The sequence below is a fragment of the Ensifer sp. D2-11 genome, from assembly GCF_054161295.1.
In genome coordinates, this window is sequence record NZ_CP096433.1 from 3238177 (window position 1) to 3262272 (window position 24096).

The 24096-nt window shown below is 63.7% G+C and carries 22 protein-coding genes; 3 read left to right on the forward strand and 19 right to left on the reverse strand.

The features are described 5' to 3' along the window. Positions 1-13 precede the first annotated feature (13 nt). From trpA to M1D34_RS15570, 12 genes are all read right to left on the reverse strand, one after another. Complete coding sequence (trpA, locus tag M1D34_RS15515; protein ID WP_010968305.1) at positions 14-853, reverse strand: tryptophan synthase subunit alpha; 840 nt, start codon at positions 851-853, stop codon at positions 14-16. 5 nt (positions 854-858) lie between these two features. Continuing rightward, on the reverse strand, positions 859-2079 hold the full coding sequence (trpB, locus tag M1D34_RS15520; protein WP_003536446.1) for a tryptophan synthase subunit beta: 1221 nt from the start codon (positions 2077-2079) through the stop codon (positions 859-861). A gap of 24 nt (positions 2080-2103) precedes the next feature. Then, positions 2104-2751 (reverse strand): phosphoribosylanthranilate isomerase, encoded by a 648-nt coding sequence (locus M1D34_RS15525; protein WP_003536445.1) that lies wholly within the window; start codon positions 2749-2751, stop codon positions 2104-2106. 237 nt (positions 2752-2988) lie between these two features. Beyond that, positions 2989-3744 (reverse strand): M48 family metallopeptidase, encoded by a 756-nt coding sequence (locus M1D34_RS15530; RefSeq protein ID WP_010968304.1) that lies wholly within the window; start codon positions 3742-3744, stop codon positions 2989-2991. 98 nt (positions 3745-3842) lie between these two features. Beyond that, positions 3843-4268, reverse strand: a complete 426-nt coding sequence (locus M1D34_RS15535; protein ID WP_010968303.1) for a DUF2852 domain-containing protein — start codon at positions 4266-4268, stop codon at positions 3843-3845. Positions 4269-4417: 149 nt separating this feature from the next. Continuing rightward, positions 4418-5692 carry a polyhydroxyalkanoate depolymerase gene (phaZ, locus tag M1D34_RS15540; RefSeq protein ID WP_003536442.1) on the reverse strand — a complete coding sequence of 425 codons (1275 nt, stop codon included), beginning with the start codon at positions 5690-5692 and terminating at the stop codon, positions 4418-4420. A gap of 267 nt (positions 5693-5959) precedes the next feature. Continuing rightward, positions 5960-6976, reverse strand: coding sequence for a zinc-binding alcohol dehydrogenase family protein (locus tag M1D34_RS15545; protein ID WP_498779795.1), 1017 nt, complete (start codon positions 6974-6976; stop codon positions 5960-5962). A 46-nt stretch (positions 6977-7022) separates the two neighbouring features. After that, positions 7023-7997: an ABC transporter permease gene (locus tag M1D34_RS15550; RefSeq protein WP_010968301.1), complete on the reverse strand. Its 975-nt coding sequence runs from the start codon at positions 7995-7997 to the stop codon at positions 7023-7025. A 33-nt stretch (positions 7998-8030) separates the two neighbouring features. Then, positions 8031-9584 carry a sugar ABC transporter ATP-binding protein gene (locus M1D34_RS15555; protein ID WP_498779797.1) on the reverse strand — a complete coding sequence of 518 codons (1554 nt, stop codon included), beginning with the start codon at positions 9582-9584 and terminating at the stop codon, positions 8031-8033. 111 nt (positions 9585-9695) lie between these two features. Continuing rightward, entirely contained in the window at positions 9696-10685 is a 990-nt protein-coding gene (locus M1D34_RS15560) for an ABC transporter substrate-binding protein (protein WP_003536438.1), read from the reverse strand. 108 nt (positions 10686-10793) lie between these two features. Next, positions 10794-11813, reverse strand: a complete 1020-nt coding sequence (locus M1D34_RS15565) for an aldo/keto reductase (protein ID WP_498779799.1) — start codon at positions 11811-11813, stop codon at positions 10794-10796. A 153-nt stretch (positions 11814-11966) separates the two neighbouring features. After that, the gene (locus tag M1D34_RS15570; protein ID WP_164819206.1) at positions 11967-13502 is read right to left on the reverse strand and encodes a UxaA family hydrolase; all 1536 of its coding nucleotides are present in this window, start codon (positions 13500-13502) and stop codon (positions 11967-11969) included. Positions 13503-13639: 137 nt separating this feature from the next. On the opposite strand from M1D34_RS15570, the gene M1D34_RS15575 reads away from it, so the two are divergent. After that, on the forward strand, positions 13640-14518 hold the full coding sequence (locus tag M1D34_RS15575) for a GntR family transcriptional regulator (protein ID WP_003536424.1): 879 nt from the start codon (positions 13640-13642) through the stop codon (positions 14516-14518). Between the two features lie 12 nt (positions 14519-14530). On the opposite strand, the gene hpaI is transcribed toward M1D34_RS15575, so the two are convergent. Beyond that, positions 14531-15331 (reverse strand): 4-hydroxy-2-oxoheptanedioate aldolase, encoded by an 801-nt coding sequence (gene hpaI / locus M1D34_RS15580; RefSeq protein WP_107607800.1) that lies wholly within the window; start codon positions 15329-15331, stop codon positions 14531-14533. 268 nt (positions 15332-15599) lie between these two features. Next, complete coding sequence (gene gabD / locus M1D34_RS15585; RefSeq protein ID WP_498779801.1) at positions 15600-17054, reverse strand: NADP-dependent succinate-semialdehyde dehydrogenase; 1455 nt, start codon at positions 17052-17054, stop codon at positions 15600-15602. Positions 17055-17220: 166 nt separating this feature from the next. Here gabD and M1D34_RS15590 point away from each other — a divergent pair, with 166 nt between their 5' ends. After that, positions 17221-17817, forward strand: coding sequence for a nitroreductase family protein (locus M1D34_RS15590; RefSeq protein WP_107607798.1), 597 nt, complete (start codon positions 17221-17223; stop codon positions 17815-17817). 99 nt (positions 17818-17916) lie between these two features. On the opposite strand, the gene gyrB is transcribed toward M1D34_RS15590, so the two are convergent. The 5 genes from gyrB to M1D34_RS15615 form a co-directional block, all read right to left on the reverse strand. Beyond that, the gene (gyrB, locus tag M1D34_RS15595) at positions 17917-20352 is read right to left on the reverse strand and encodes a DNA topoisomerase (ATP-hydrolyzing) subunit B (RefSeq protein WP_003531714.1); all 2436 of its coding nucleotides are present in this window, start codon (positions 20350-20352) and stop codon (positions 17917-17919) included. A 134-nt stretch (positions 20353-20486) separates the two neighbouring features. Further along, a complete protein-coding gene (locus M1D34_RS15600; protein ID WP_003531717.1) occupies positions 20487-20864 on the reverse strand; it encodes a helix-turn-helix domain-containing protein in 378 nt (125 codons plus the stop codon). Further along, a complete protein-coding gene (locus M1D34_RS15605) occupies positions 20861-21427 on the reverse strand; it encodes a Smr/MutS family protein (protein WP_027992958.1) in 567 nt (188 codons plus the stop codon). Before M1D34_RS15605 ends, M1D34_RS15600 begins: the two co-directional genes overlap by 4 nt. Continuing rightward, on the reverse strand, positions 21420-22538 hold the full coding sequence (gene mltA, locus M1D34_RS15610) for a murein transglycosylase A (protein ID WP_498779803.1): 1119 nt from the start codon (positions 22536-22538) through the stop codon (positions 21420-21422). Before mltA ends, M1D34_RS15605 begins: the two co-directional genes overlap by 8 nt. Positions 22539-22555: 17 nt before the next feature. Further along, on the reverse strand, positions 22556-23257 hold the full coding sequence (locus M1D34_RS15615) for a Tim44/TimA family putative adaptor protein (protein WP_498779805.1): 702 nt from the start codon (positions 23255-23257) through the stop codon (positions 22556-22558). 134 nt (positions 23258-23391) lie between these two features. Between M1D34_RS15615 and M1D34_RS15620 the strand changes: the two genes are divergently transcribed. Beyond that, positions 23392-23955 (forward strand): FxsA family protein, encoded by a 564-nt coding sequence (locus M1D34_RS15620; RefSeq protein WP_498779806.1) that lies wholly within the window; start codon positions 23392-23394, stop codon positions 23953-23955. Positions 23956-24096: the final 141 nt, after the last annotated feature.

A 24096-nucleotide genomic window follows, 5' to 3' on the forward strand; every position in this document is an offset into this window, starting at 1 on the left:
TCAATATGGGCAATTATTCGGCTGCAGCAAGCCGTGCCGCCCGTACGCCGGCCGCAAGCCCCCTGACGAGCGCTTCGACACCCGGGACCGTCGCTTCCGTTGCCCGGCCTTCTTCGGTCAAGCTCGACGCGATCTGATTGACGATCGCCGTGCCGACGACGACGCCGTCTGCGGATGCGCCGATGGCGCGCGCATGGTCGGCGGTCTTCACCCCGAAGCCGACGCAGACAGGCAAGGGCGTATGCGCCTTGATGCGCGCGACCGCTCCGGCGATCAGCGACGGATCGGGCAGCGCCGAGCCGGTGATCCCGGTCATCGAGACGTAATACACGAAACCCGACGTGTTTTCGAGAACCTTGGGCAGGCGGCGATCGTCCGTCGTGGGCGTTGCCAGGCGGATGAAGCTGATGCCCTTCTCAAGTGCCGGAATGCAGAGTTCGTCGTCCATTTCCGGGGGCAGATCGACGACGATCAGGCCGTCGACGCCGGCCTCGAGCGCGTCCGCCAGGAACCGCTCGACGCCATAGATATAGATCGGGTTGTAATAGCCCATCAGCACGATGGGGGTGCGCTGGTCCTCCGCCCGGAAGAGCCGGGCGAGCTCCAGCGTCTTGGCGAGAGACTGCCCCGCCTTCAGCGCGCGCTGGCCGGCGAGCTGGATCGCCGGTCCATCGGCCATCGGGTCGGAAAAGGGCACGCCGAGTTCGATGATGTCGGCACCCGCCTGCCGCAGCGCCTTCATGATCGCCAGCGACGTGTCGAAATCCGGGTCGCCGCCCATGAAATAGGTCACGAGGACCGGGCGCCCCTCGGCCGCCACGTCGGCGAACCGTTGCTCCATGCGTGCGGTCATGATCTTTACTGCCCCATACCGAGAATTTTGCCGACGGTGAAAATGTCCTTGTCGCCGCGACCGGAGAGATTCATCAGGATGATCTCGTCCTTGCCCATTTTCGGCGCGCGCTTGATGACTTCGGCAAGCGCATGGGACGGTTCGAGCGCCGGGATAATGCCTTCGAGCCGCGTCAGCGTCTGAAAGGCCTCGAGTGCCTCATGATCCATGATCGGCACATATTCGACGCGGCCGATGTCGTTCAGCCAGGCATGTTCCGGTCCGATGCCAGGATAATCGAGCCCGGCCGAGATCGAATGGCCTTCCTTGATCTGGCCGTCACCGTCCTGAAGAAGATAGGTGCGGTTGCCGTGGAGCACGCCGGGCGAGCCGGCGGTCAGCGAAGCGCAATGCTCGTCGCCGTCGAGCCCCTTGCCACCCGCTTCGACGCCGACGATCCTGACGCCCTCGTCGTCGAGGAACGAATGGAAGATGCCGATCGCATTGGAACCGCCGCCGACGGCGGCGACGACGAGATCGGGAAGCCGGCCTTCGGCTTCGAGGATCTGCTGCTTGGCTTCCTCACCGATGACTGCCTGGAAGTCGCGCACCATCTCCGGATAGGGATGCGGGCCGGCAGCCGTGCCGATCAGGTAGTAGGTGCTGTCGACATTGGTCACCCAGTCGCGCAACGCCTCGTTCATGGCGTCCTTGAGGGTGCCGTTGCCGGCGGTCACCGGCTTCACCTCGGCGCCGAGAAGCTTCATGCGGAAGACGTTCGGCGCCTGCCGCTCCACGTCGGTCGCACCCATGTAGACCACGCAGGGCAGGCCGAAGCGCGCCGCGACCGTCGCCGATGCCACTCCGTGCTGGCCGGCGCCGGTTTCTGCGATGATGCGGGTCTTGCCCATGCGCTTGGCGAGCAGGATCTGGCCGATGCAATTGTTGATCTTGTGGGAGCCCGTGTGATTGAGCTCCTCGCGCTTGAAATAGATCTTGGCGCCACCGAGTTCGGCCGTCAGGCGCTCGGCGAAATAGAGCGGGCTCGGCCGGCCGATATAGTGGGTGCCGAGATTTTCGAGTTCCGCCTTGAAAGCCGGATCGTTCTTCGCCCTCGCCCATTCATCCTGGAGATCGAGGATCAGCGGCATCAGCGTCTCGGCGACGAAGCGCCCGCCGAATATGCCGAAACGGCCCTCTTCATCGGGTCCGGACCTGAAGGAGTTCGGTTTAGGCGGTTGATTCACGTCTTGCTCCCTGATCACGGCCGCTCAAGCTTCCGCCCGGCGGACCGCTTCGAAAAACGCTTCCATGAGCGTCAGATCCTTGATCCCCGGCGCGCTTTCCACTCCGGAGGATGTATCGATGGCGCGGGCGCCGGTCAGCGCAAGTGCGTCTGCGATGTTGCCCGCGTTCAATCCACCGGAAAGCATGTAATCGACGCTTCCGTCAAGCGCGTCGAGAAGCCGCCAGTCGAAAGAAATCCCGTTGCCGCCCGGCAGATCGGAACCGGCCGGAGGCTTCGCATCCAGGAGAAAACGGTCGACGATGCCCAAATAGGGATCGATCCGCTCCAGATCGGAGGCCTCGCGGACGGCAAGCGCCTTCATCACCGGAAGACCATAAAGCGCCTTGATGGAAAGGACCCGCTCGGGAGTCTCGGAACCGTGAAGCTGGAGGACGTCGGGGTCGAGCGCCGACACGATCTCGTCGAGACCGTCATTGTCCGCATCGACCGTGACAGCAACGATCTTCGCGCGCCCGCGGGCGCGCGCGGCAAGGCGGCCGGCATCGTCCGGTTCGATGTTGCGGGGGCTCTTGGGAAAGAAGATGAAGCCTACGTGGGAAGCGCCGAGCGCGACGGCACGTTCCACGGCCTCGGCCGTCTTCAAACCACAGATCTTCACTTCCGTTTTCATGGAAAGCGACCTTGCATGAAATGCCGCCCGAGTCGAGCAAAACCGTTGCACGGCAGCGGCCAATCTTAGGACGAGGGCGGCGGCGGGCATCCGGTGTTTTTCGAGCGAACCAAGCCGGCCCCCCTCATCCGCCTGCAGGAACCTTCTCCCCGCAAGCGGGGCGAAGGGAGAAGCGGCATGCTCCGTCAGTCCCCTCTCCCCGCCCGCGGGTTGAGGGGCCGTTTGGCCACTCTCGATCTACCCGAAATCGATCGCATGCAGCATCGTGCCGTTGCGCTTGAGCCAGTGCTTGGCATCCTTCGTTTCCGGGCACAGGCTTTCGCACAGCGCCCAGAAACGCGGTCCATGATTCATTTCCTGAAGATGGGCGACCTCGTGTGCCGCGAGATAGGCGATCACCTTCGGCGGCGCCATGGCAATCCGCCAGGAAAAGCTCAAATCGCCCTCGGCGGAGCAGGAGCCCCAACGGCTGCGGGTGTCCTTCAGGCTGAGGGAGCGTGCCCTGCGCCCCGTCCTGCCCGCATAGACGGCGACCAGGCGCTCGAGCTCGCTGCGGGCTTCCTTCTTGAGGTAGTCGGCGATGCGCCGGCGCAGATGCTCCTCGGCACCGCCCACCCTCAGAACCGCCTCGTCGTCGATCACGAGCGCTTCGGTCAAGCCGCGCAGGCGGCCCGTTCTCTCGATGCGGTGCGCAACGCCGCGAACAAGGATGGTGCCGCCGTCCTCGAGCTCGCTTTCGCCGGAAAAGCGGGCGAGCTTGGTCATCAACCAGCCTTGGTGCCGGATGAGAAAGGCGCTGACCTCGCGCTCCGGCAGGCCCTCCGGTACGGTGAGCTTCAACGCTCGCCCGCCGGGCTCGATGCGGAGCGTCATCCGCGTCGCTCGCGCATTTTGCCGAATGGTCAGGGGAAGGACCTTGCCGGCGACCTCGATGTCACGGATGACATCAAGGGGCGGTCCACTGCCACGGCGCCGCTTGAGAGATGAAAACATGAGGCCGTTCTAGCCGATTCGCAGGGCACTTGGCAGATGGACGAGTAACATCCGGCGTTTCACATGAAACACCGGATGTCATGAAACACCGGATGGGATCAGCTCGATTCGAAGCCGGCTTCCGGACCGGTGCGGCCGTTCTTGCGTTCGCGCATGAAGCGGTCGAATTCCTCCTGGTCCTTTGCACGACGGAGCTCGCGTACATAGCCGTCGAATTCCTCGCGCATCTCGTCGAGCTTGCGGCGCTCCTCGTCGAGACGGGCAAGTTCCGCTGTCCGCCAGTCGTCGAAGGCGACATTGCCGGTACGATGATGTGCCCATTGTCCCCGGCGGTTCCGTTTGAAGCCGGCACACATGCGATCCACTCCTTCATTGGCGTCCTTCTTGAACGCCCTCAGCTTGTCGCCGAAGAGGATGTAGGCGAGCATTGCCAGGCCGAGCGGCCAGAACACAATGAAACCCAGCACCATCAATGCAATGGTCGCAGGCGTCCAGTCCGGACGGATCAGTGCAGATTGGTTCATCTTCAGGATTCCTCGCAGTCGGCGGGCCGCCCTTCGCGGCCCGATGAAAACGATGTGGGAAACCCACGGCCCCGACGCAAGACATTGTATCAAGGAATCGGACAACCCCCTGACTTTGCTCCGGCAAATCGAGCGCTCCAATGACGCGCTCAGGCCGACTTGCCGCCCTTGATGAGCTGTTTGACCGGCTTCGCATGGCGTGAATGCCGGCGCTGGAAGGCGACTATGCGCGGTGCGATCTCGCGGCGGAAACGCGAACCGTTGAAGACGCCGTAATGGCCGACGTCGGGCTGCATGTAGTGCTGCCGCATAGAATCGGGAATGCCGGTGCAGATCGTCTGCGCCGCCTTGGTCTGGCCGAGGCCGGAAATGTCGTCGTTCTCGCCCTCGACGGTCAGCAGCGCGACGCGTCGGATCGCCGTCGGATCGACACGCTTGCCGCGGTGGATCATCTCGCCCTTGGGCAGCGCATGTTGCATGAACACCACCTGCACGGTCTGTAGGTAGAACTCCGCGGTCAGATCCATCACCGCCAGATATTCGTCGTAGAAGTCACGGTGTTTTTCGGCCGCATCGCCATCGTTCTTGACAAGATGGGCGAAGAACTCCTTGTGGGCGATCAGGTGCCGGTCGAGGTTCATCGACATGAAGCCGGAGAGCTGGAGAAAGCCCGGATAGACCATGCGCATGAAGCCGGGCTGCGGCCACGGAACCGGCATGACGACATTGTCGCGGAACCACTCGATCGGCCGTTCCTTCGCAAGCTCGTTGACCGCGGTCGGGTTGATGCGCGTGTCGATCGGCCCGCCCATCAGCGTCATCGTCGACGGTGCGAGGGGATCCTCCGCCGCCTCCATCAGCGCGACGGCCGCCAGAACCGGCACGGCCGGTTGACAGACCCCGATCACATGCGCATCCGGCCCCAGGAAATGCAGCATCTGAATGACGTAGTCGATATAGTCGTCGAGATCGAAGGTTCCCTCGCTCAAGGGAACCATGCGGGCGTCGATCCAGTCGGTGATGTAGACGTCGGAATGGGGCAGCAGTGCTTCCACCGTTCCGCGCAACAGCGTGGCGTAGTGGCCGGACATCGGCGCAACGATCAGGACTTTCGGATCCGGAGCGCGATCCCTTGGCAGGCTGCGCTCGAAATGTATGAGGTTGCAGAACGGCTCGCGCCAGACGATCCTTTCGCGGACCGGCACGGGCTGCCCATCGATCTCGGTTTCGGGAAGGCCGAATTCCGGCTTGCCGTAGCGGCGGGTGGCACGCTCGAAAACCTCCAGCCCCGCGGCTGCGGCACGGCCGAAATAGGTATGCGAAACCGGGTTCATCGGATTGCTGAAGGCCAGCCGCATGGCGTCCGCCGCCGTGCGCCACGGAGCCATCATCGCATGGTTCATCTCGTAAAGCTGGTAGAACATGGGCGCGTATCCCTTGTTTCAAATCAACGAAAACGCCGCTCCCAGTCCGACGCCGGAGCGCTTCCACAGGAAACATTTCTAATGGTTTCCATCCGAAAGCGCCTAGTCACGAAGAGTGGATCATTTCACCGGGACGGCGGAATGATCTAGCTTGCGGTTGTTCGTCTCTGGTGTCCGCAATCGCTGCTACACTAGCATTTTTCTTGTGCAGCGCAACAAACGCATCCCTCACTTTTTGGGAAGGACATCCCCATGGAATGAAGCCTCTCACCCGGCGCTCACCGCGACAACCGCCTTGACGAGCCCCGACTTGTCGTGGACCCAGCGGGGAAGGTCGCGGACGAGGTCCTCGAGCGTCGTGCGGTGGGTGACGAGCGCCTCTATCGGGACGAGCCCCGCCGCAAGCGACTGAATGACGTGATCGAAGTCCTCGCGCGTGGCGTTGCGGCTGGCGACGAGCGTCATTTCCCGCTTGTGGAATTCGGGATCCGAGAAGCGGATCTCCTCCTTGACCACGCTGACGAAGACGAGCGTGCCGCCGTGGGCGACATGGCCAAACGCCCGTTCCATCGACTGGGCGTTGCCGGTGGCGTCGAAGACGACGTCGAAACCCTCCTCGCCCGTCGCCTGCGCGAGCGCCGCATCGTCGCCCGCTAGGATGCCGGGCGAAAAGCCGAGCTTTTCCGTGGCGAAGGCCAGGCGCTCCTCGCTCGTGTCGAGCAGCCTTACGTCGTGGCCGGCGATGCGCGAGAAGAGGGCCGTCCCAAGTCCTATCGGACCGGCACCTATCACCAGCGAACGGACGCCTCGGCCTGCCACCGAACGCCGGACGGCATGAGCGCCGATCGCCAGGAACTCGACCGCCGAGGCGGCTTCCGGCGAAAGGCCTTCGGCCGGATAGAGGTTCTGCTCGGGCATGACGATTTCTTCACAGAAGGCGCCGTCGGTGTGAACGCCGAGGACGCGGATCGCCGTGCAGCAGTTCGGCTTGCCTTTGCGGCAGGCGATGCACTCCCCGCAGGAGAGATAGGGATTTACGACCACGAGCGTCCCCGGCGCGAGCCGGGTGCCGGGACCGCCTTCGATCACTCTCGCAGAGATCTCGTGGCCCATCACGCGCGGATATTCGAGAAAGGGGTGCTTGCCCTCGAAGATATGATAATCGGTGCCGCAGATCCCGACGCGGCTGACGGCAAGGCGCACCGAGCCGGGTGGCGGTGCCTCAGGCCCGCTGCGGGCGACGAGCGCGAGGCGGCCGGGCTCTGAACAGACGACGGCTTTCATGCGGCGCTCCGAAGCTTCCTGGGGACCGGTTGCGGGCAGGCGGCCATCACCGCGCCCCCCGCCGCCGCAACTGGTCGAAATAGACGATCACGATGATCAGCAGCCCGGTGATGATGCGCTGCCAGAAGGAATTTACGTTCAGGAGATTGGCGCCGTTGTTGATCGTCGCAAGGATGAAGGCGCCGAGCAGGGGACCGTGGACCGAGCCGACGGCGCCGAAAAGGCTCGTGCCGCCGATGACCGACGAAGCGATCGCCTGCAGCTCCCAGCCTTCGGCCTGCGTGGCGTTGCCGATGCCGATGCGCGAGGCGAGCAGCAGCCCGACGAAGGCGGCGCACGTCGATGACAGGATATAGGCCAGATAGATCGTGCGGTTGACGTTGACGCCGGAAAGGCGCGCCGCCTCGCTGTTGGAGCCGACGGCGAAGAGATAACGGCCGAAGCGGCTAAGATGCAGGAAGACGTAAGCCGGAATCGCAACGACGATCACCATCCAGAAGAGACTGGGAATTCCGAGGAAGTCGGCCCGTGAGAACGTGGTGAAGGCGTCGTTGGTGATCGAGATGGTCGAGCCGTTGGTGATCAGGAGACCGATGCCGCGAAGCGAGGTCAGCGTCGCAAGCGTGATGATGAAGGGCGGCAGCCCCATGCGGACGATGCCGAAGGCATGGAAGGCGCCGATCAGCACGCCGATCGCCAGCGTCGCGATGATCGCGAGCCAGAGCGGAACCCCCGCCGCGAGCAGCCAGGCGACGATGACGCTGGTGAAACCGACGACGGCGCCGACCGAAAGGTCGATGCCGGCCGTGATGATGACGAAGGTCTGGCCGACGGCGAGAATCGCGGTCATCGCCCCCTGACGCAGGAGGTTGCTGATGTTGTTCGGCGTCCAGAAGGCGTTGGTCGCCAGGCCGAGGAGCAGCCAGAGGACGACCAGCAATCCCACGAGCGTCAGACCGAACAGGATGCTGACGCCTTTCTTCGGCGTCGGTCCCGCGCTTTCAACCGTTTCCACACTCATCGCTTCCTCCCTGCGTCCTTCCTCATCCGGCTCTCAGGCATTGATCGCCTGCGCCAGCACTTCCTCATGGCTTGCGGCCCGGTAGTCGTGGCTTGCCACAAGCCGCCCCTGCCGGAACACATGCAGGCGATCGGCCAGTTCATAGACCTCCGGCAGGTAGGAGGAGATCAGGATGATCCCTGCCCCCTTCTCCAGAAGCCGCGCAAACAGCCGGTAGATTTCCGCCTTGGTGCCGACATCGACGCCCACGGTCGGCTCGTCGAAGATGAAGAGCTTCGCTCCGTGGCTCAGCCATCTGCCGATAACGATTTTCTGCTGGTTGCCGCCGGACATGGCGGAGGCAAGCACCCGCCGCGACGGCGTCTTGATCTTCAGATCCCTGATCTGACGTTCGGCATTGGAGGCCTCCTGCGCGCGGTTGATCGTCAAGCCGCGCGTCAGCCTTTTGAAAACAGGCAGGTTGATATTGACGCCGATCGGCAGGTTGAGGCACAGGCCCTGATCGCGGCGGCTCTCCGGCGCGAGCGCGATCCCGAGATCCATGGCCTTCCGCTCATTGCCTATCGCGACCTTGCGGCCCTGCCAGAAGATCTCTCCGGCGCTCACCGGATTGCGCCCGTAAAGGCCGAGCGCGAATTCGCTGCGGCCGGCGCCGATCAGACCGTAGAGCCCGACGATCTCGCCCGCCCTGACCGAGAGCGATATGTCGCGGAAACCTGGACCGGAGAGCCCGCGCGTCTCGACGATCATCTCGCCCGGTTCGAAACGTTCCTTGTGGTAGATCTGTTCGATCGTGCGGTTGATCATCAAAGTGATGAGCTCGGCCTCGTTCGTCTCGGAAATCGCGCGCGTGCCGACATGCGTGCCGTCGCGAAGCACCGAGACGCGGTCCGCAAGCTCGAACACCTCTTCCAGCCTGTGGCTGATGTAGACGATCGTGACGCCCTCGCCCTGCAGCCGGCGGATCAGGCGGAAAAGCTGTGCCGATTCCTGTCGCGTGAGATAGGCCGTGGGCTCGTCGAAGATGAGGAACTGCGTGCCGCGCATGGCCGCCCGAGCAGTGGCGACCAGCTGCTGCTGGCCGATCGTCAGGCTGCCGAGTTCGGCATTGGCGGGCAGATTGAAGCCGAGATCGTCAAGCACGCCCTGGGCCGCGCCGGTCATCGCGCGCTTGCGCATCAGCCCGCGCCGGTTCATCTCGTCGCCCAGGAACATGTTCGCCGCAACGCTCAGATGCGGGCAAAGCACCACCTCCTGGTGAACCGCATTGATGCCGCGGGCGATCGCTTCGTTGGGCGTGGCGAGGTCGACAGTTTCGCCGCACCAGCGGATTTCTCCGGCACTGCGGGCAATGACCCCGGTCAGGAGCTTGATCAGCGTCGATTTGCCGGCACCGTTCTCGCCGACGATCGCGTGGATTTCGCCGGATAGAAAGGTCATCGTCGCGGGCTTCAGAGCCTCGACCGCGCCATAGTTTTTCTGCAGGCCGCGGAGTTCCAGGATGGGTGCGCCCTTCGGAACCGGACGGCCGCCCGCCGCCCTCACCTGTTCGTCATGGCGATGGCTGACCTCTTGAAGCCCTATCATGGCATTGTCCTCCACTTCCCGGATCGCAACGGCCGATCCCCTCGGCCGTTGCACTGTTCTCCTGAAGGCGATGCGCAGCGCCGGTCCTGCGGCGCCGCGCAATTCCGTTCGTCAGTTGACCTTCGGATTCAGAAGCGCGTCGATCTTCGGCTCGCTCATATTGGCCTTGGTGACCAGATTCGCGCCGGTATCGACATTGGCTTCGACCTTCTCGCCCTTGGAGACCGCGAGAGCCGTCTTCACGCCGTCATAGCCCATGCGGTAGGGATCCTGGACGACGAGGCCCGCCAGCACGCCTTCCTTGAGGAAGCCCACGGTCTTCTCGTCGCTGTCGAAGCCGATCACCTTGATCTTGTCGCCGAGCTTGTTCTCGGCGATCGCCTGGCCGACGCCCTGCGCCATGATCAGGTTCGAGGCGAAAACGCCGACGAGGTTGGGGTTGGCGGTGATCAGATCGGTCATGATGTTGAGACCGGTCGTCGCCTGTCCGTCGGCATACTTGTCGGCAACCACTTTCAGGCCCGGATATTTCGTCTTGACCTGATCGAGAAAGCCTTCGCGGCGCTGGTCGAGCGAGCCGACGCCCGGCAGGCTGGTAATAATAGCGATCTCGCCCTCTTCCTTGCCGGTCGCCTCCTTGATGGCGGCGGCAAGACCGTCGGCGGCTATGCGTCCGCCCTGGACGTTGTCCGTGGTCAGGAAGGAGGTGAAGGCCTTCGAATCCGCCCCGGAATCGATGCCGATCACCGGAACCGATTTCGCGGCCTCGTCGACGGGCTTGCCGAGCGCCTTGAACTCCGTCGGCGCGATCACGACCGCGGCCGGCGCGCCCGCAACGGCGTTTTCCAGGATGGTGATCTGGCCGTTGATGTCGGATTCCGACTGGGCGCCGAGCTCCGGCACGTTGACGCCGAGGTCCTTGCCGGCGGCGCGCGCGCCCGCAAGCACGATCTGCCAGTAGAAGGAGGTGGTGTCCTTGACGATGATGGGAATCGTGACGTCCTGCGCGAAAGAGGTCGCGGGGACCATTGCGGCGACGAAAGCGGCGCCGGCCAGGGCGTTGAAGGCACGGCGTGAAAGAATGCGCTTGGCTATGCTCATCGGGTTCTCCTCTCAGTGACACCTTGTTCCGTTATCGACCGGGCCGCCAGGTGCATGCGGGCCCGGTTGCTTATGAGAGTGGCGGCCGCCATCGAGGGCGGCAAAGCATCAGGCCCTTACCGCCTCCGGCCCCAGCTCGGGCGCGACAAGCGTATGGGGTTCGAAGGCCGCGTAATCTTCCGGCGCGATCCCGTAGCGGGTCAGTTCCATGTTGCGCGTCAGGCTCGACGGTTTGGCGGTTCCGAGCAGCACCGAGGCGACGTGAGGATTGGCCAGCGGGAACTGCAGGGCCGGGGCGGCCAGCGGCATGCCGCGCTCTCCGGCGATACGCTCCATCGCCGCGACTTTGGCGCGCACCTCGCCGGTCGCGGGCATGTAATCGAAATGCGCTCCCTCGATCGGTCCGGTCGCGAGAATGCCGGAATTGAACACGCCGCCGACGACCAGCGAGGTGTCCTTCTTCGCGCAGAGCGGCAGGAGCTCGGCAACCGCGGAGCGGTCGAGGAGCGTATAGCGACCGGCAAGCAGGATGCAGTCGATGTCGGCCTGGCGCATGACATCCAGGCAGACCGGCACCTCGTTGACGCCGAGGCCGTAGGCTGAAATGACGCCGCTCGATTTCAGCTCATCGAGTGCTTTCAGGCCGGAATCCAGAAGCTGCCGCAGGTAGACGGCGTTTTTCGCCGCGCCATGCGTGTAGCCGCCGATGTCGTGGACATAAAGAATGTCGATGCGGTTGAGACCGAGACGGGCATAACTCATCTCGACCGAACGCATGATCGCGTCGTAGCCGTAGTCATAGGTGACGTCGAAGTTCAGCGGCTTGACGTAGGAATAGTCAGGGACCTGGTTCTCAGGCACCGGATGAAGCAGGCGGCCGACCTTCGTCGACAGCACGAAGCTGTCGCGCGGCTTGTCGCGCAGGAAGTCGCCGACCCGCCGCTCGGCAAGGCCCAGCCCATAGAACGGCGCCGTATCGAAATAGCGGATACCCGCTTCCCAGGCGGCGTCGAGCGTCACCATCGCCGCTTCGCGGGTACATTCGCGATAGAGACCGCCCAGTCCCGCCGTGCCGAAACTGTATTTGGTCACCGCAAGCGCGGTCCGGCCTATCCTTCTCGTCTGCATTCCTTGTCTCCTCCCTCCAAGGAAAATCTGCCCCTCACCTAACCCTCTCCCTGTACACGGAGCGCACGAGCCGGCGCCGCGAGTCCCTTCTCCCCGCCTGCGGGGAGAAGGTGCCGGCAGGCGGATGAGGGGCAACCATAATCGCCCCTCACCCTAGAGCGTCGCCCCCAGATGCCAGGGCACGAATTCGTTGTCGCCGTAGCCGAAAAGCTCGCTCTTGGTCTTGCGGCCCGATGCGGTCTCTATGATGAGCTCGAAAATCCCCCGGCCGAGATCGGCGATGGTGGTTTCACCCGAGGCGATGACGCCGCAGTCGATGTCCATGTCCTCTTCCATGGCCCGATAGAGCGCCGTGTTGCTGGTGAGCTTGATCGACGGCGCCGGCCGACAGCCGAAACAGCTGCCGCGGCCGGTCGTGAACGCGATGACGTTGGCTCCGCCGGCGACCTGGCCGGTTGCCGAGACCGGATCGTAGCCGGGCGTGTCCATGAAGACCAGGCCGGGCTCGGTCACGCGCTCGGCGTAATTGTAGACAGCCGTCAACGGCGAGCGGCCGCCCTTGGCGACGGCGCCAAGCGACTTCTCGAGAATCGTCGTCAGGCCGCCCCGCTTGTTACCCGGCGAAGGATTATTGTCGAGCGAGGCGCCATGCATCGCCACATAGTCCTCCCACCAAGCGATCAGGCCGTCGAGCTTGACCGCAACCGTCTCGTTGACCGCTCGGCTGCGCAGCAGATGCTCGGCTCCGTAGATCTCGGAGGTCTCGGAAAGGATCGCCGTGCCGCCGGCGGCGGCGAGTATGTCGACCGCCGCGCCGAGCGCCGGATTGGCGGTGATGCCGGAAAGCCCGTCCGAACCGCCGCATTGCAGGCCGACGATGATCTCGCTGACCGGGATCGGCACGCGCCGGGCGGCCGCGACTTCCTTGGCGATTTCGTCGAGAATGCCGAGGGCGCGCTCGACCGAGCGGCGCGAACCGCCGGCCTCCTGGATGTTGAAATGCCGCTTCTCGGCCCCGGCCCCGCTCTGGCCGTAGAGCGTCAGCTGATTGACCTCGCAGCCGAGCCCGACCATCAGCACGCCGCCGAAATTCGCGTGGCGCGCATAGCCGGCGAGCGTCCGGTGCAGGTTCTTCATGCCGTCGCCGGTGGACGACATGCCGCATCCCTGGTCGTGGACGATCGGCACGAAACCGTCGATACCTTCATATTTTGGCAGAATGCGCCTGTTCGCCTCGTCGGCGATCGCGCGACAGACCGTGGTGGAACAGTTCACGCTGGCGACGATGCCGATATAGTTGCGCGTTGCGGCCCTACCGTCCGCCCGGCGATAGCCGAGGAATGTGCGCGCCTTGTCCGCCTCGCTCGCAGTCTCCGGCGGAACGGCGGCGCCAATGGCGAGCCGGCCCTGATCGAAGGCAAGATTATGGGAATGAACGTGCTCGCCGGGCGCGATGGGGGATGTGGCGCGGCCGATCGCCTGGCCGTATTTGACCACCGGCTCACCGACGTCGATCCTGCGGATCGCGGCCTTGTGGCCCGGCTCTATGCGCGCGACCGCCGACACTCCGCCGGCCAGCCGGTCGCCCGGCGCAATCGCCGCGGTGGCGACGACGACGTTATCGTCCGGCGAAAGAAGGATCGAAGACGGTGCGGGCAAATCAAGCTCCTCCCGAACGGTTTCCAACATGTGCAAGCACCAGTTCTGTCTTTTATCTACAATAGACAGATGTTCGTCAATGGCTATTATGGGGCCATTGCGGTCGTCGCGGAACGGAGCCAAGACGTGCCGACACCAGAAACCCGAACCGGGCCGGATCCGCGCCAATGGCGAAGCAAAACACCGTCTTCAAGGATGCCTTCAACCGCTGCCTCGAGCTGTTCGCGGAGACCACCACGCTTCCGTCCGAGCCGGAGCTCGGGCAGGCACTCGGTGTCAGCCGCACGACCGTGCGCGCCATCCTTACGCGCTGCGAGGAACTGAGCCTCATCGCCTGGGACAAGCGCAGCAAGACGGTGCTGAGAAGGCCTGAGCCCTCGGACTACTTCCCGACCGCGGAGACCGATTCGCTCGCCGAAAGGATCGAGCGGAGCTTCATGCGCCGGATTCTGGCAGGCGGCGCCGAGCCCGGCATGCAGATCAACGAGCTCGAGCTTGCCCGCGAAATCGGTGCCGGGACGACCAGCGTGCGCGAATTCCTGATCCGCTTCAGCCGATTCGGATTGATCGAGAAACGGCCGAACAGCCACTGGGTTCTCAAGGGGTTCACGCGCGAATTCGCACTCGAACTGACGGAAGTGAGGGAGATGTTCGAGCTGCGCTCGGCCGCCCGCTTCGTCTCCCTTCCCGACCAGGACCCGGCCTGGGAGGAGCTGAAGAAGATCGAGGCGGTGCATCGGGAGATCCTCGCCGACATCGACAATCGCTATAGCGAATTTTCCGAACTCGACGAGCGCCTCCACCTGCTGGTGCACAAATCGTCGAGCAATCGCTTCATCATCGATTTCTACGATGTCATCGCCATCGTCTTCCACTATCACTACCAGTGGAACAAGGCGAATGCGCGGGAGCGCAACGCCCGGGCGCTGGAGGAGCATCTCGACTACATCGCCGCGCTGCAATCGCGCGATCCCATGCTCGCCGAACAGGCCTGCCGACGGCACCTGAAATCGGCGCGGGAGACGCTGCTCCAGTCGATTTCGTAGTAGGCAGATCGATCAATAGCCGGATTCTATCCGTGTCGGTCCGCTCTCTCCAAGAAATTCCCGGCGCAGCCGCTCCGTTGCGCTGACGAGCAATGTCACGTCGGTGCCGATCGCCATGAAATCGGCCCCGAGGTCACGATAGTCGCGCGCCTGGGCGGGATCGAGGGTCATGATGCCGCGCGCCTTGCCGGCGCGCTCGATCCGCGCGAAGGCCTCGATTATCGCTGTCCGTACCTCCGGATGGCCCGGATTTCCGAGATGTCCCATGTCCGCGGCAAGATCCGCCGGACCGACGAACAGACCATCGACGCCGTCCAGCGCAGCGATGGCGTCGATCGCGTCGAGCCCTGCCCGGCTCTCGATCTGCAGCAGCAGACAGATCTCGTCGTTGGCGTTTTCGAGATAGTCGCCGATGCGGCTGAAGTTCGTTGCCCGGCCGAGCGCGGCACCGACACCGCGAACGCCATGCGGCGGGTAGCGCACGGCGCGCACGAGCTGCCGCGCCTGCTCGACATTGTCGACCATCGGGATCAGCAGCGTTTGCACGCCGGCATCCAGGATCTGCTTGATCATGACCGCGTCGCCGACCGGCAAGCGGACGATCGGATGACTGCCTCCGCCGGCGACGGCGCGATACTGCGCCGCCAGCATGGGAAGGTCGTTCGGCGCATGCTCACCATCGATCAGCAGCCAGTCATAACCGCTGCCGGCCACCACTTCCGCCGCATAGGGACTGGCGAGCGCCACCCAGAGACCGAGCTGAAAGCGGTTTTCGCGGATCGCCGCTTTGAAGGTGTTTTTGGGGGCGGGCATAGTCGTCTCCTCTTGCGTCCGAGTCTGTCTGGTTGGGATGCGGAGAAGTCGTCCGCTTTCTCTGCCCCTCATCCGCCTGCCGGCACCTTCTCCCCGCCTGCGGGGAGAAGGGATATGCCGCACCGCTCCAGTCCCCTCTCCCCGTCTGCAGGGAGAGGGTTAGGGTGAGGGGCAATCCCGAATTTCAAAACGTCGATTAACCTCTTAACGGCAAAAGAAAAAACCGGCCAGAACTTTCCGGCCGGCTTGTTTCCGATCGCGAGCAGCCTCAGGCAATGCCGCCGAGGCAGACATATTTGATCTCCATGAATTCCTCGATGCCGTATTTCGAGCCCTCGCGGCCAAGGCCCGAGAGCTTGACGCCACCAAAGGGTGCTTCGGCCGTGGAGATCAGGCCTGTATTGACACCGACCATGCCGTATTCCAGCGCTTCCGCCACGCGGAAGACGCGGGCGAGGTCCTTGGCGTAGAAATAGGAGGCGAGGCCGAATTCGGTGTCGTTCGCCTGTGCTATCACATCCGACTCGTCCTTGAAGCGGAAGAGCGGCGCTACCGGTCCGAAGGTCTCTTCCCGCGCGACCGCCATCGCCTGGGTCACGTCGGCCAGCACCGTCGCCTCGTAGAAGGTGCCGCCGAGTGAATGGCGACGGCCGCCCTGCACCACGCGCGCGCCCTTCGCAAGCGCATCCGCCACATGCTCCTCGACCTTTTCCAGCGCCGGCTGGTCGATCAGCGGTCCGAGGATGACGCCGTCCTCCATGCCGTTGCCGGTCTTGAGCTTGGCGACGGCCTGGGCGAGCTTGTCGGAGAAGGCCTCGTAGACGCCGTCCTGCACATAGATGCGGTTGGCGCAGACGCAGGTCTGGCCATTGTTGCGGAACTTGGCGATCAGCGCGCCTTCGACCGCCGCATCGAGATCGGCATCATCGAAGACGATGAACGGGGCGTTGCCGCCGAGTTCCAAGCCAAGCTTCTTGATCGTTGCCGCGCTCTGGCGGTAGAGCTCTGCGCCGACCTCGGTCGAGCCGGTAAAGGTAAGCTTGCGGACGGTCGGGTTCGAAGTCATCTCGGCGCCGATCTCGCGCGCGGAGCCGGTAATGACGCTGAAGAGACCTTTCGGCATGCCCGCGCGCTCGGCGAGCACGGCGATGGCGTTGGCCGAGAACGGCGTCTGCGCGGCCGGCTTCAAGACCATGGCGCAGCCGGCGGCAAAGGCCGGCCCGGCCTTGCGGGTGATCATCGCGTTCGGGAAGTTCCACGGCGTAATCGCGGCGACGACGCCGATCGGCTGCTTCATCACCAGAATGCGCTTGTCCTTCTGATGGCCGGGGACGAGATCGCCATAGACACGCCGCGCCTCTTCCGCGAACCATTCGATGAAGCTCGCTCCGTAGACGATCTCGCCTGTCGCCTCCGCTAGCGGCTTGCCCTGCTCCATCGTCAGAATCCGGCCGAGATCGTCCTTGTTTTCGATCATCAGCTCGAACCAGCGGCGCAGCACCGCCGAGCGCTCCTTGGCGGTCCTCGCCGCCCATTCCTTCTGCACCCGCGCCGCGGCCTCGATCGCGGTTCGGGTCTCGGCGGCGCCGAGCTTCGGGACGCGGCCGATGATTTCGCCGGTCGCCGGATTGTTCACCTCGATCGCATTCTTCGGGTCGGCTTCGATCCAGGTCTCGCCCACGAGAGCAGCCTGGCGAAACAGCGACGGGTCTTTCAGATTCATGGCGAGTCCTTCCTCAAAAAATCTACAGAACTTATACAACTTTTTTCGCCGGTTCGACAATCGCATGATTGCCGTTTACGGATCCTTCTCGCCTATATTGAGCTGACGCGCAGGAATGGCGATGCGTCGGACAGGTGCGTATCTGCAAGAATAAGGATGTTCGTTCGTGACAGAAATCAACCATAGAAGAGCCGATCACCCCATCCACTCGATCTTTCTGGAGCGCTGGTCGCCGCGCGCCTTTACCGGCGAGGAGATCGGGGAAAAGGATCTGCTCGCCCTTTTCGAAGCGGCGCGCTGGGCGCCTTCGGCCAGCAATCTTCAGCCCTGGCGCTTCGTCTACGCCCGCCACGGCACCGAGCATTTCGTTCGCCTGCTGTCGACGCTCGACGAGGGCAACCAGCGCTGGGCGAAAAACGCATCTGCCCTGGTCATCATCCTTTCGAAAACCCACAGGGTCACAACGACCGGCGAACTGAGGCCGGCCTTTACGCATGCCTTCGACACGGGAGCGTCCTGGTTCGCGCTGGCGCTGCAGACGCAGCTCGCCGGATGGCATGCCCATGCGATGGCGGGGGTCGACAGGGAGAAGGCCATGCAGGTGCTCGGCGTTCCGGAGCACTACCGGGTCGAAGCAGCCGTCGCGATCGGCAGGATTGCGGATCCTTCCACCCTGCCGGACGATCTGCGGGAACGCGAAAAACCAAGCCAGCGCAAGCCCATCAGCGAACTCGTCTTCGAAGGACGTTTCACGGGCGAATGATCCGCGAGCGATCGAGCTTCCGTAAAGACGAGAGCAGGGCGGAGGACCGCCCTGCTCTTGTCGAAGCTATGATCAAAGTGCTGCGGCTACACTTGCGCGTCAAATATCGAGATTGGCGACGCTCAGTGCGTTTTCCTGGATGAAGTCGCGCCGCGGCTCCACTTCGTCGCCCATCAGGCGCGAGAACAGACCGTCCGCATCCGTCGCATCGGTAACCTTGACCTGCAGCAGCGAACGGACGTTCGGATCGAGGGTCGTCTCCCACAATTGCTCGGCGTTCATTTCGCCCAGGCCCTTGTAGCGCTGCATGGTGAGCCCCTTGCGGCCGGCGGCGAAGATCGCGTCCAGGAGGGCGCGCGGACCGCTGATCTCCTGCGTGCCGTCGCGGCGGCGCAGCACCGGCGGAGCGCCATAGACCTCCTTCAGCCGTGCCTTGAGCTGATCGATATGGCGGGCATCGGAAGAACCGATCAGCGCCATGTCGAGCACGGCCGCTTCCTTGACGCCGCGCACCATGCGTTCGAGCTTCAGCCCGCCTTCCGCCGTCACCGCTGCCTCCCAGCCGCGCTCGGTCTCCTCGGCGATGACATCGAGCCGGCGGGCCACTTCGGCGGCGATCAACTGATATTCGTCGCGTTCGCCGTTGAGTTCCACGTTGAGCGCTCCGGCGATGGCGGCCTGCTCCACGACCGAGCGATTGTAGCGGGAGTGGAGCCCCTCCATCAGCGAGCGCAGGCGCAGCGCGTCGTTGATGACCTCGCGAAGGTCCTGGCCGACGCGCACTTCGCCCGAAGCGAGTTCGAGCGACGCCTCCTCGAGGCCCATGCTGATCAGATAATCTTCGAGCGCCTTCTCGTCCTTGAGGTACTGGACGGACTTGCCGCGCGCCACTTTGTAAAGCGGCGGCTGGGCGATGTAGAGGTGGCCGCGCTCGATCAGCTCCGGCATCTGCCGGAAGAAGAAGGTGAGCAGCAGCGTGCGGATGTGGGCCCCGTCGACGTCGGCATCCGTCATGATGATGATCTTGTGATAGCGCAGCTTGTCGGCGTTGAACTCGTCCTTGCCGATCGACGTGCCGAGCGCGGTGATCAGCGTGCCGATTTCCTGGCTCGACAGCATCTTGTCGAAACGCGCGCGCTCGACGTTGAGGATCTTGCCGCGCAGTGGCAGGATCGCCTGGTTTTCACGCGAGCGGCCCTGCTTGGCCGAGCCGCCTGCCGAGTCGCCCTCCACCAGGAAGAGTTCGGATTTGGCCGGGTCGCGCTCGGAACAATCGGCGAGCTTGCCGGGAAGCGACGAGATGTCGAGCGCACCTTTTCGGCGCGTCAACTCGCGTGCCTTGCGCGCGGCCTCGCGCGCGGCGGCCGCCTCCACGACCTTGCCCACGAGAATCTTGGCATCGGAAGGATGTTCTTCGAGCCAGACGCTCAGGGCCTCGTTGACCAGGCTTTCGACGACCGGGCGGACTTCCGAGGACACCAGCTTGTCCTTGGTCTGCGAGGAGAATTTGGGATCGGGAACCTTCACCGACAGCACAGCCGTCAGCCCCTCGCGGCAATCGTCGCCCGTGAGCGATACCTTTTCCTTCTTGGTGATGCCGGATGTATCGGCATAGGAGGTGATCTGACGCGTGAGCGCGCCGCGGAAGCCGGCCATATGCGTGCCGCCGTCGCGCTGCGGAATGTTGTTGGTGAAGCACAGCACGTTCTCGTGATAGCTGTCGTTCCACCACATTGCGACTTCGACGGTGATGCCGTCCTTCTCGCCGCGGATCGACACCGGCTTCTGCACGAGCGGCTTCTTCGCCCGGTCGAGATAGGCGACGAAGGCCTCGAGACCGCCGTCATACATCATTTCTTCCCGACGGATGTCAGAATGGCGCTTGTCGGTCAGCACGATGCGCACGCCGGAATTCAGGAAGGCGAGTTCGCGCAGTCGATGCTCGAGCGTGCCGAACTCGAACTCGATGTTCGAGAAGGTCTGTTCGCTCGGCGTGAAGGTGACCTCGGTTCCGGTCTCGCCGCCGGCGTCGCCCGTCACCTTGAGCGGCCCGTCCGCTACGCCGTGGGTGAAGCTCATTTCGTGGATCTTGCCGGCCCGGCGGATCTTGAGCTTCAGCGACACGGAGAGCGCGTTGACGACCGAAACGCCGACGCCGTGCAGGCCACCGGAGACCTTGTAGGAATTCTGGTCGAATTTTCCGCCGGCATGAAGCTGCGTCATGATGACTTCCGCCGCCGAGACGCCCTCTTCCCGGTGGATGTCCGTCGGTATGCCGCGGCCGTTGTCCGTCACCGTGACGGATCCGTCGGGATTGAGCGTAACGGTCACGATGTCCGCATGGCCGGCAAGCGCCTCGTCAATCGCGTTGTCCACGACCTCGTAGACCATGTGGTGCAGACCGGAGCCATCGTCTGTGTCACCGATATACATGCCCGGGCGCTTGCGCACGGCATCGAGGCCTTTCAGCACCTTGATGGAATCGGCACCATATTCGGCGATTGCGCCGGCTTCGGTCTCAGAAATATCGGTCATTCGGGCTCAGGTCTTTCCAGGTTTTCGGACGTCGCGATTCATTGCGAATCACAGCGCGAGATGCCTCGCGGACTATAGAAAATTTGTCCAATGGTTCCAAATCCCGACGCGAAGATCTCGGCCGGGAGGGGCTTTCATCCCCTGTCCTTATCAGGAAATGTGGCTTTTTCCAAAACATCTTCCAGCGCCCGAATCGTCTCCGCCGACAGGCCGCGAATCTCCATGCTCAAACGGTTGGCGAAGGCGGTGTGACCGGGCGGAAGGCCGGACGTGTCGAGCACGACTTTCGGGTCTGAAAGATGCGCTATCCGGAAGAGTTCGTCGGCCTCGTCCCAGATCACGTTGAAATAGCCGGCAACGCGCTGGAGGAAGTCGAAGCTCGGCGCTCCCCGCTTGCCGTGTTCGAGAGCGGAGAGATAGGCGGGCGAAACCCCGATCGCCGCCGCCATCTCCTTCTGAGACACGCCCTTGCGCCGGCGAAGTTCGCGCACGGCTTCGCCGAAGGGAGTCATGATGCGCCTCCCTTCGCACGCGCCAGCCGCACATAGAGCGCGCCCTCGCCGCCGTGATTGCGGGCTGCCGGTTCGTAGGACGATATCAATGGCCGGAACTCGGGAAGCGAGAACCAGAGCGGCACGGCCCGCTTCAGGGCGCCGTCGCTGCCGAGCGACGTCCCTTTGCCGGTGATGACGAGGACATGCCTCAAGCCGCGGTCGCGCGCCCTGAGGAGGAACTGCAGCAGCAATCCGTGCGCCTCGCTCTGGATCATGCCGTGCAGGTCGATCCTCGCCTCGAGCGTCAGCCGGCCCTTGGCAAGTTTGCGTTTGACGGGCCGCTCCAGCGGATGATGAGGGCGGTGTTCTGCCTTGTCCCGGCTGAGAGAAAAGCCCCTGCCGGCCTTTTCGGGCGTGCTCGAGGAAGGCGCCGCCTCCGGGCCGGGTACAGCCTTGATTTCCGCGGTCCCGCCCAGCAGCTCCTCGAGATTCTCCAACCGCCCGGGCATGGGCCGCGCCGAACGCGCGACCTTCCCCCAGAGAATGCGGTCCTCGGTGGAAAGCTTCTTGTCCTTAGCCATGGCTGGACGTCGGGCGATATCGGACCGCGGCCGCGCGGGGTACGAAAATGAAGAAGTCTGCGTCGTTGCGCACGCAACCCGCGAGTTCCCCCGCCTGGTCGCCGGAGCCCGTGAAGATATCGCCGCGCGCCGGGCCGACGATGGCTGAACCGGTGTCGAGCGCGAGCATCAGGCGACCGAAGGGATGTCCACCGTCGAGATGGGTCAGGGTTTCGCTCGCGACGTAAAAGGGAACGCCGAATGTGTGGATGAGGCGGTCGACCGCAAGCGAGCGTCCCGGCTCGAGCGGCACCTTGGCAGCCGCCACGGGGCCAAGCCCCTCCTCCTCGACCGGCGCCTCGCGGAAAAAGATGAAGGACCGGTTGTGCCACAGAACCTCGTCCGCCCTGTCGGCATGGGCCGCCAGCCAGCCGCGAATGCTCGCCATCGACACGGTGGCGGCGTCGATCTCGCCGCGATCGATCAAGAGTTTCCCGACGGCGGAAAAGCGGTGCCCGGTTTTGGCGGCATAGGTGATGCGGCGGCGCGATCCGTCCGGATAGATCAACCGCGCCGCGCCCTGCACATGGACGAAGAACACGTCGACCTTGGAGCGGGCATAGGCGATTTCCAGACCGCGGCCGGCGAGAAATCCTTCTTCGATCGCGCGGCGATCCGGAAATTCCTCGATCCTGCCGTCGCGGCGGCGGCCGAAGACGAAATAAGGGTCCATTCCTGCCGGCCGGTTCGTGTCGTCGATGTCGACGAGGTCCGAGGGGCGCCGGTAGAAGGGAAAGCGGAACTCCGCATCCGGCCCAGCCCGTACCTCGATCTCGGGTTCGTAGAAAGCGGTGACGAAGCCGGTCCTTTTCTCTTCCGGGCAGACGCGGAACGGAACGAACTGGGCCTCGAAAAATGCGCGTGCGGCCGCCGCATCGGAGAAATCGCTGCCCGCCGCATCGAAGGCGGGCAGGAGGTCGCCGACCGAAATGCCGAGCGAGCCGGTCTTGTACGGCTTCACCGCCGTTACATGCCGGTGACAGCGCCGAAGCGAAGCGATCACCGGCGCCGGGTCGTCCGCAGACCAGCCGGGCAGCTCCGAAAAGGAGACCGGCTCGAGATGAAAAGCCATGGCCGCCCGCTTCCCGGTCAGTTTTCCGATTCGGTGGCGATCAGCTTCCAATTCGGGTCGCGTGAACGGATATCGCGCGCAAAAGTCCACAGGTCGTTCACTTCGGCAACCGAATCGGCGTCTCCGTCGACCAGTTTCCCCTGCTTGTCGTAGGTCGCGGAAATAAGCTGGCTGATGATCCTGACCGTTATGTTTTCCTCAGCGTCCTTGACCTCCGCGTGCACGATATCGGCTTTGTCGATGCCGACGAAGGTCGACTTGACCACCTCGCCCTTGGCCTCGCGCTCCGCAATCGCGGCCTCGAAGCCCTCGTAGACTTCGCGGGACAGCAAACCCTTGAGGGTTTTGCGGTCGCCATCGGCAAAGGCCATGACGATCATCTCGTAGGCCATCTTCGCACCGTTGAGGAATTCGGCCGGATTGAAGTTGGGATCCGCGTCGGTCATTGCCCGGAGTTGGGCATTCAGCGGAGTTCCCGCTTTGGCGACGGTCTCGATCGCTGCATAGCGCGACTCGTCCTCCGCCGTCTCGCGACGGGGAAGCTGAACGACCTTGCCGTTATCCTTGGCTTCCGGCCCTTGAGCGATATCCCGTGGAGAGTAGGGATCGAAAGGAGGCCGCTCGCTGCCGGTCCTGCGACCTAAGACGCTACGCAATTGCAGGAAGATGACCACGGCAGCGATCAGGAAAAAAAATGTGATGAAATCAAAAGAGCCCATTTCCACCCGGAACCGCTGTTAGAATTTCTCGTACTGTTCCATATAGTCCGGAAGGATAGACCATTCAAACGACGATGTCGCACCCATAAACCGGAGACCGGACAATTGCACTCACCTTCTTGCGAGCACGGGCGATGCGTTTCCTGATCCCGCTCGTCATTCTCGGGCTGCCGCTTGCGGAAATCGCAGGCTTCGTCGCCGTCGGGCGCGAGATCGGCGTGGCGATGACGCTTCTTCTCGTTTTCGCAAGTGCCGTCGCCGGCATCATGCTCCTGCGCATCCAGGGATTCGGCGTGCTCCGGCGCGTGCAGGAGGCGGCGCGGACGGGCAACGATCCGGGGCTGGACGTTCTCGGCGGTGCGCTGATCTTCATCGCCGCTATCCTTTTGATCGTGCCCGGTTTCATCAGCGACCTCGTCGGCCTTCTCATCTTTCTGCCCCCGGTCCGGCGCGCCATCGCCGCCTTCCTGCGCAGAAGGATGACGATTTTGAGCAGCGCAACCGGCTTCTATCGTTCCTCCAGGCGCCAATCCCCTGGCCCTCAATCCTCTGGTCCCCAATCCGCTGGCCCCCAGTCCGCTGGCACCCCTCGCGAGGAGCGCCGCGGCCCGCTGACGATCGATCTCGACGAGGACGAATTTTCGCGCAAGACAAAGGACGAAGATGACCCGCCGCCGCCGGATCGTCCGCCTCATTGATCCGAGCTTCACTTTTTCTGATCCCGGCTCCAATCGGGTCTATAATACGGCTCCCAAAGAAGAGCCGGACGTGCTCTTGCGTCGAGCCAGGTCGGGCCACGAGGGTTGTAAGCCCAGGCCCTAAATGTTAGATGGCCTCAC

Coding starts and splice junctions, on each gene's coding strand:
- trpA (WP_010968305.1), bottom strand. CDS start 853: ATGACCGCACGCATGGAGCAACGGTTCGCCGACGTGGCGGCCGAGGGG.
- M1D34_RS15545 (WP_498779795.1), bottom strand. CDS start 6,976: ATGAAAGCCGTCGTCTGTTCAGAGCCCGGCCGCCTCGCGCTCGTCGCC.
- M1D34_RS15615 (WP_498779805.1), bottom strand. CDS start 23,257: ATGGGCTCTTTTGATTTCATCACATTTTTTTTCCTGATCGCTGCCGTG.
- mltA (WP_498779803.1), bottom strand. CDS start 22,538: ATGGCTTTTCATCTCGAGCCGGTCTCCTTTTCGGAGCTGCCCGGCTGG.
- M1D34_RS15555 (WP_498779797.1), bottom strand. CDS start 9,584: ATGATAGGGCTTCAAGAGGTCAGCCATCGCCATGACGAACAGGTGAGG.
- M1D34_RS15600 (WP_003531717.1), bottom strand. CDS start 20,864: ATGACTCCCTTCGGCGAAGCCGTGCGCGAACTTCGCCGGCGCAAGGGC.
- M1D34_RS15560 (WP_003536438.1), bottom strand. CDS start 10,685: ATGAGCATAGCCAAGCGCATTCTTTCACGCCGTGCCTTCAACGCCCTG.
- M1D34_RS15575 (WP_003536424.1), top strand. CDS start 13,640: ATGGCGAAGCAAAACACCGTCTTCAAGGATGCCTTCAACCGCTGCCTC.
- gabD (WP_498779801.1), bottom strand. CDS start 17,054: ATGAATCTGAAAGACCCGTCGCTGTTTCGCCAGGCTGCTCTCGTGGGC.
- hpaI (WP_107607800.1), bottom strand. CDS start 15,331: ATGCCCGCCCCCAAAAACACCTTCAAAGCGGCGATCCGCGAAAACCGC.
- M1D34_RS15525 (WP_003536445.1), bottom strand. CDS start 2,751: ATGAAAACGGAAGTGAAGATCTGTGGTTTGAAGACGGCCGAGGCCGTG.
- M1D34_RS15605 (WP_027992958.1), bottom strand. CDS start 21,427: ATGGCTAAGGACAAGAAGCTTTCCACCGAGGACCGCATTCTCTGGGGG.
- gyrB (WP_003531714.1), bottom strand. CDS start 20,352: ATGACCGATATTTCTGAGACCGAAGCCGGCGCAATCGCCGAATATGGT.
- M1D34_RS15530 (WP_010968304.1), bottom strand. CDS start 3,744: ATGTTTTCATCTCTCAAGCGGCGCCGTGGCAGTGGACCGCCCCTTGAT.
- M1D34_RS15620 (WP_498779806.1), top strand. CDS start 23,392: ATGCGTTTCCTGATCCCGCTCGTCATTCTCGGGCTGCCGCTTGCGGAA.
- M1D34_RS15565 (WP_498779799.1), bottom strand. CDS start 11,813: ATGCAGACGAGAAGGATAGGCCGGACCGCGCTTGCGGTGACCAAATAC.
- phaZ (WP_003536442.1), bottom strand. CDS start 5,692: ATGTTCTACCAGCTTTACGAGATGAACCATGCGATGATGGCTCCGTGG.
- M1D34_RS15570 (WP_164819206.1), bottom strand. CDS start 13,502: ATGTTGGAAACCGTTCGGGAGGAGCTTGATTTGCCCGCACCGTCTTCG.
- M1D34_RS15550 (WP_010968301.1), bottom strand. CDS start 7,997: ATGAGTGTGGAAACGGTTGAAAGCGCGGGACCGACGCCGAAGAAAGGC.
- M1D34_RS15535 (WP_010968303.1), bottom strand. CDS start 4,268: ATGAACCAATCTGCACTGATCCGTCCGGACTGGACGCCTGCGACCATT.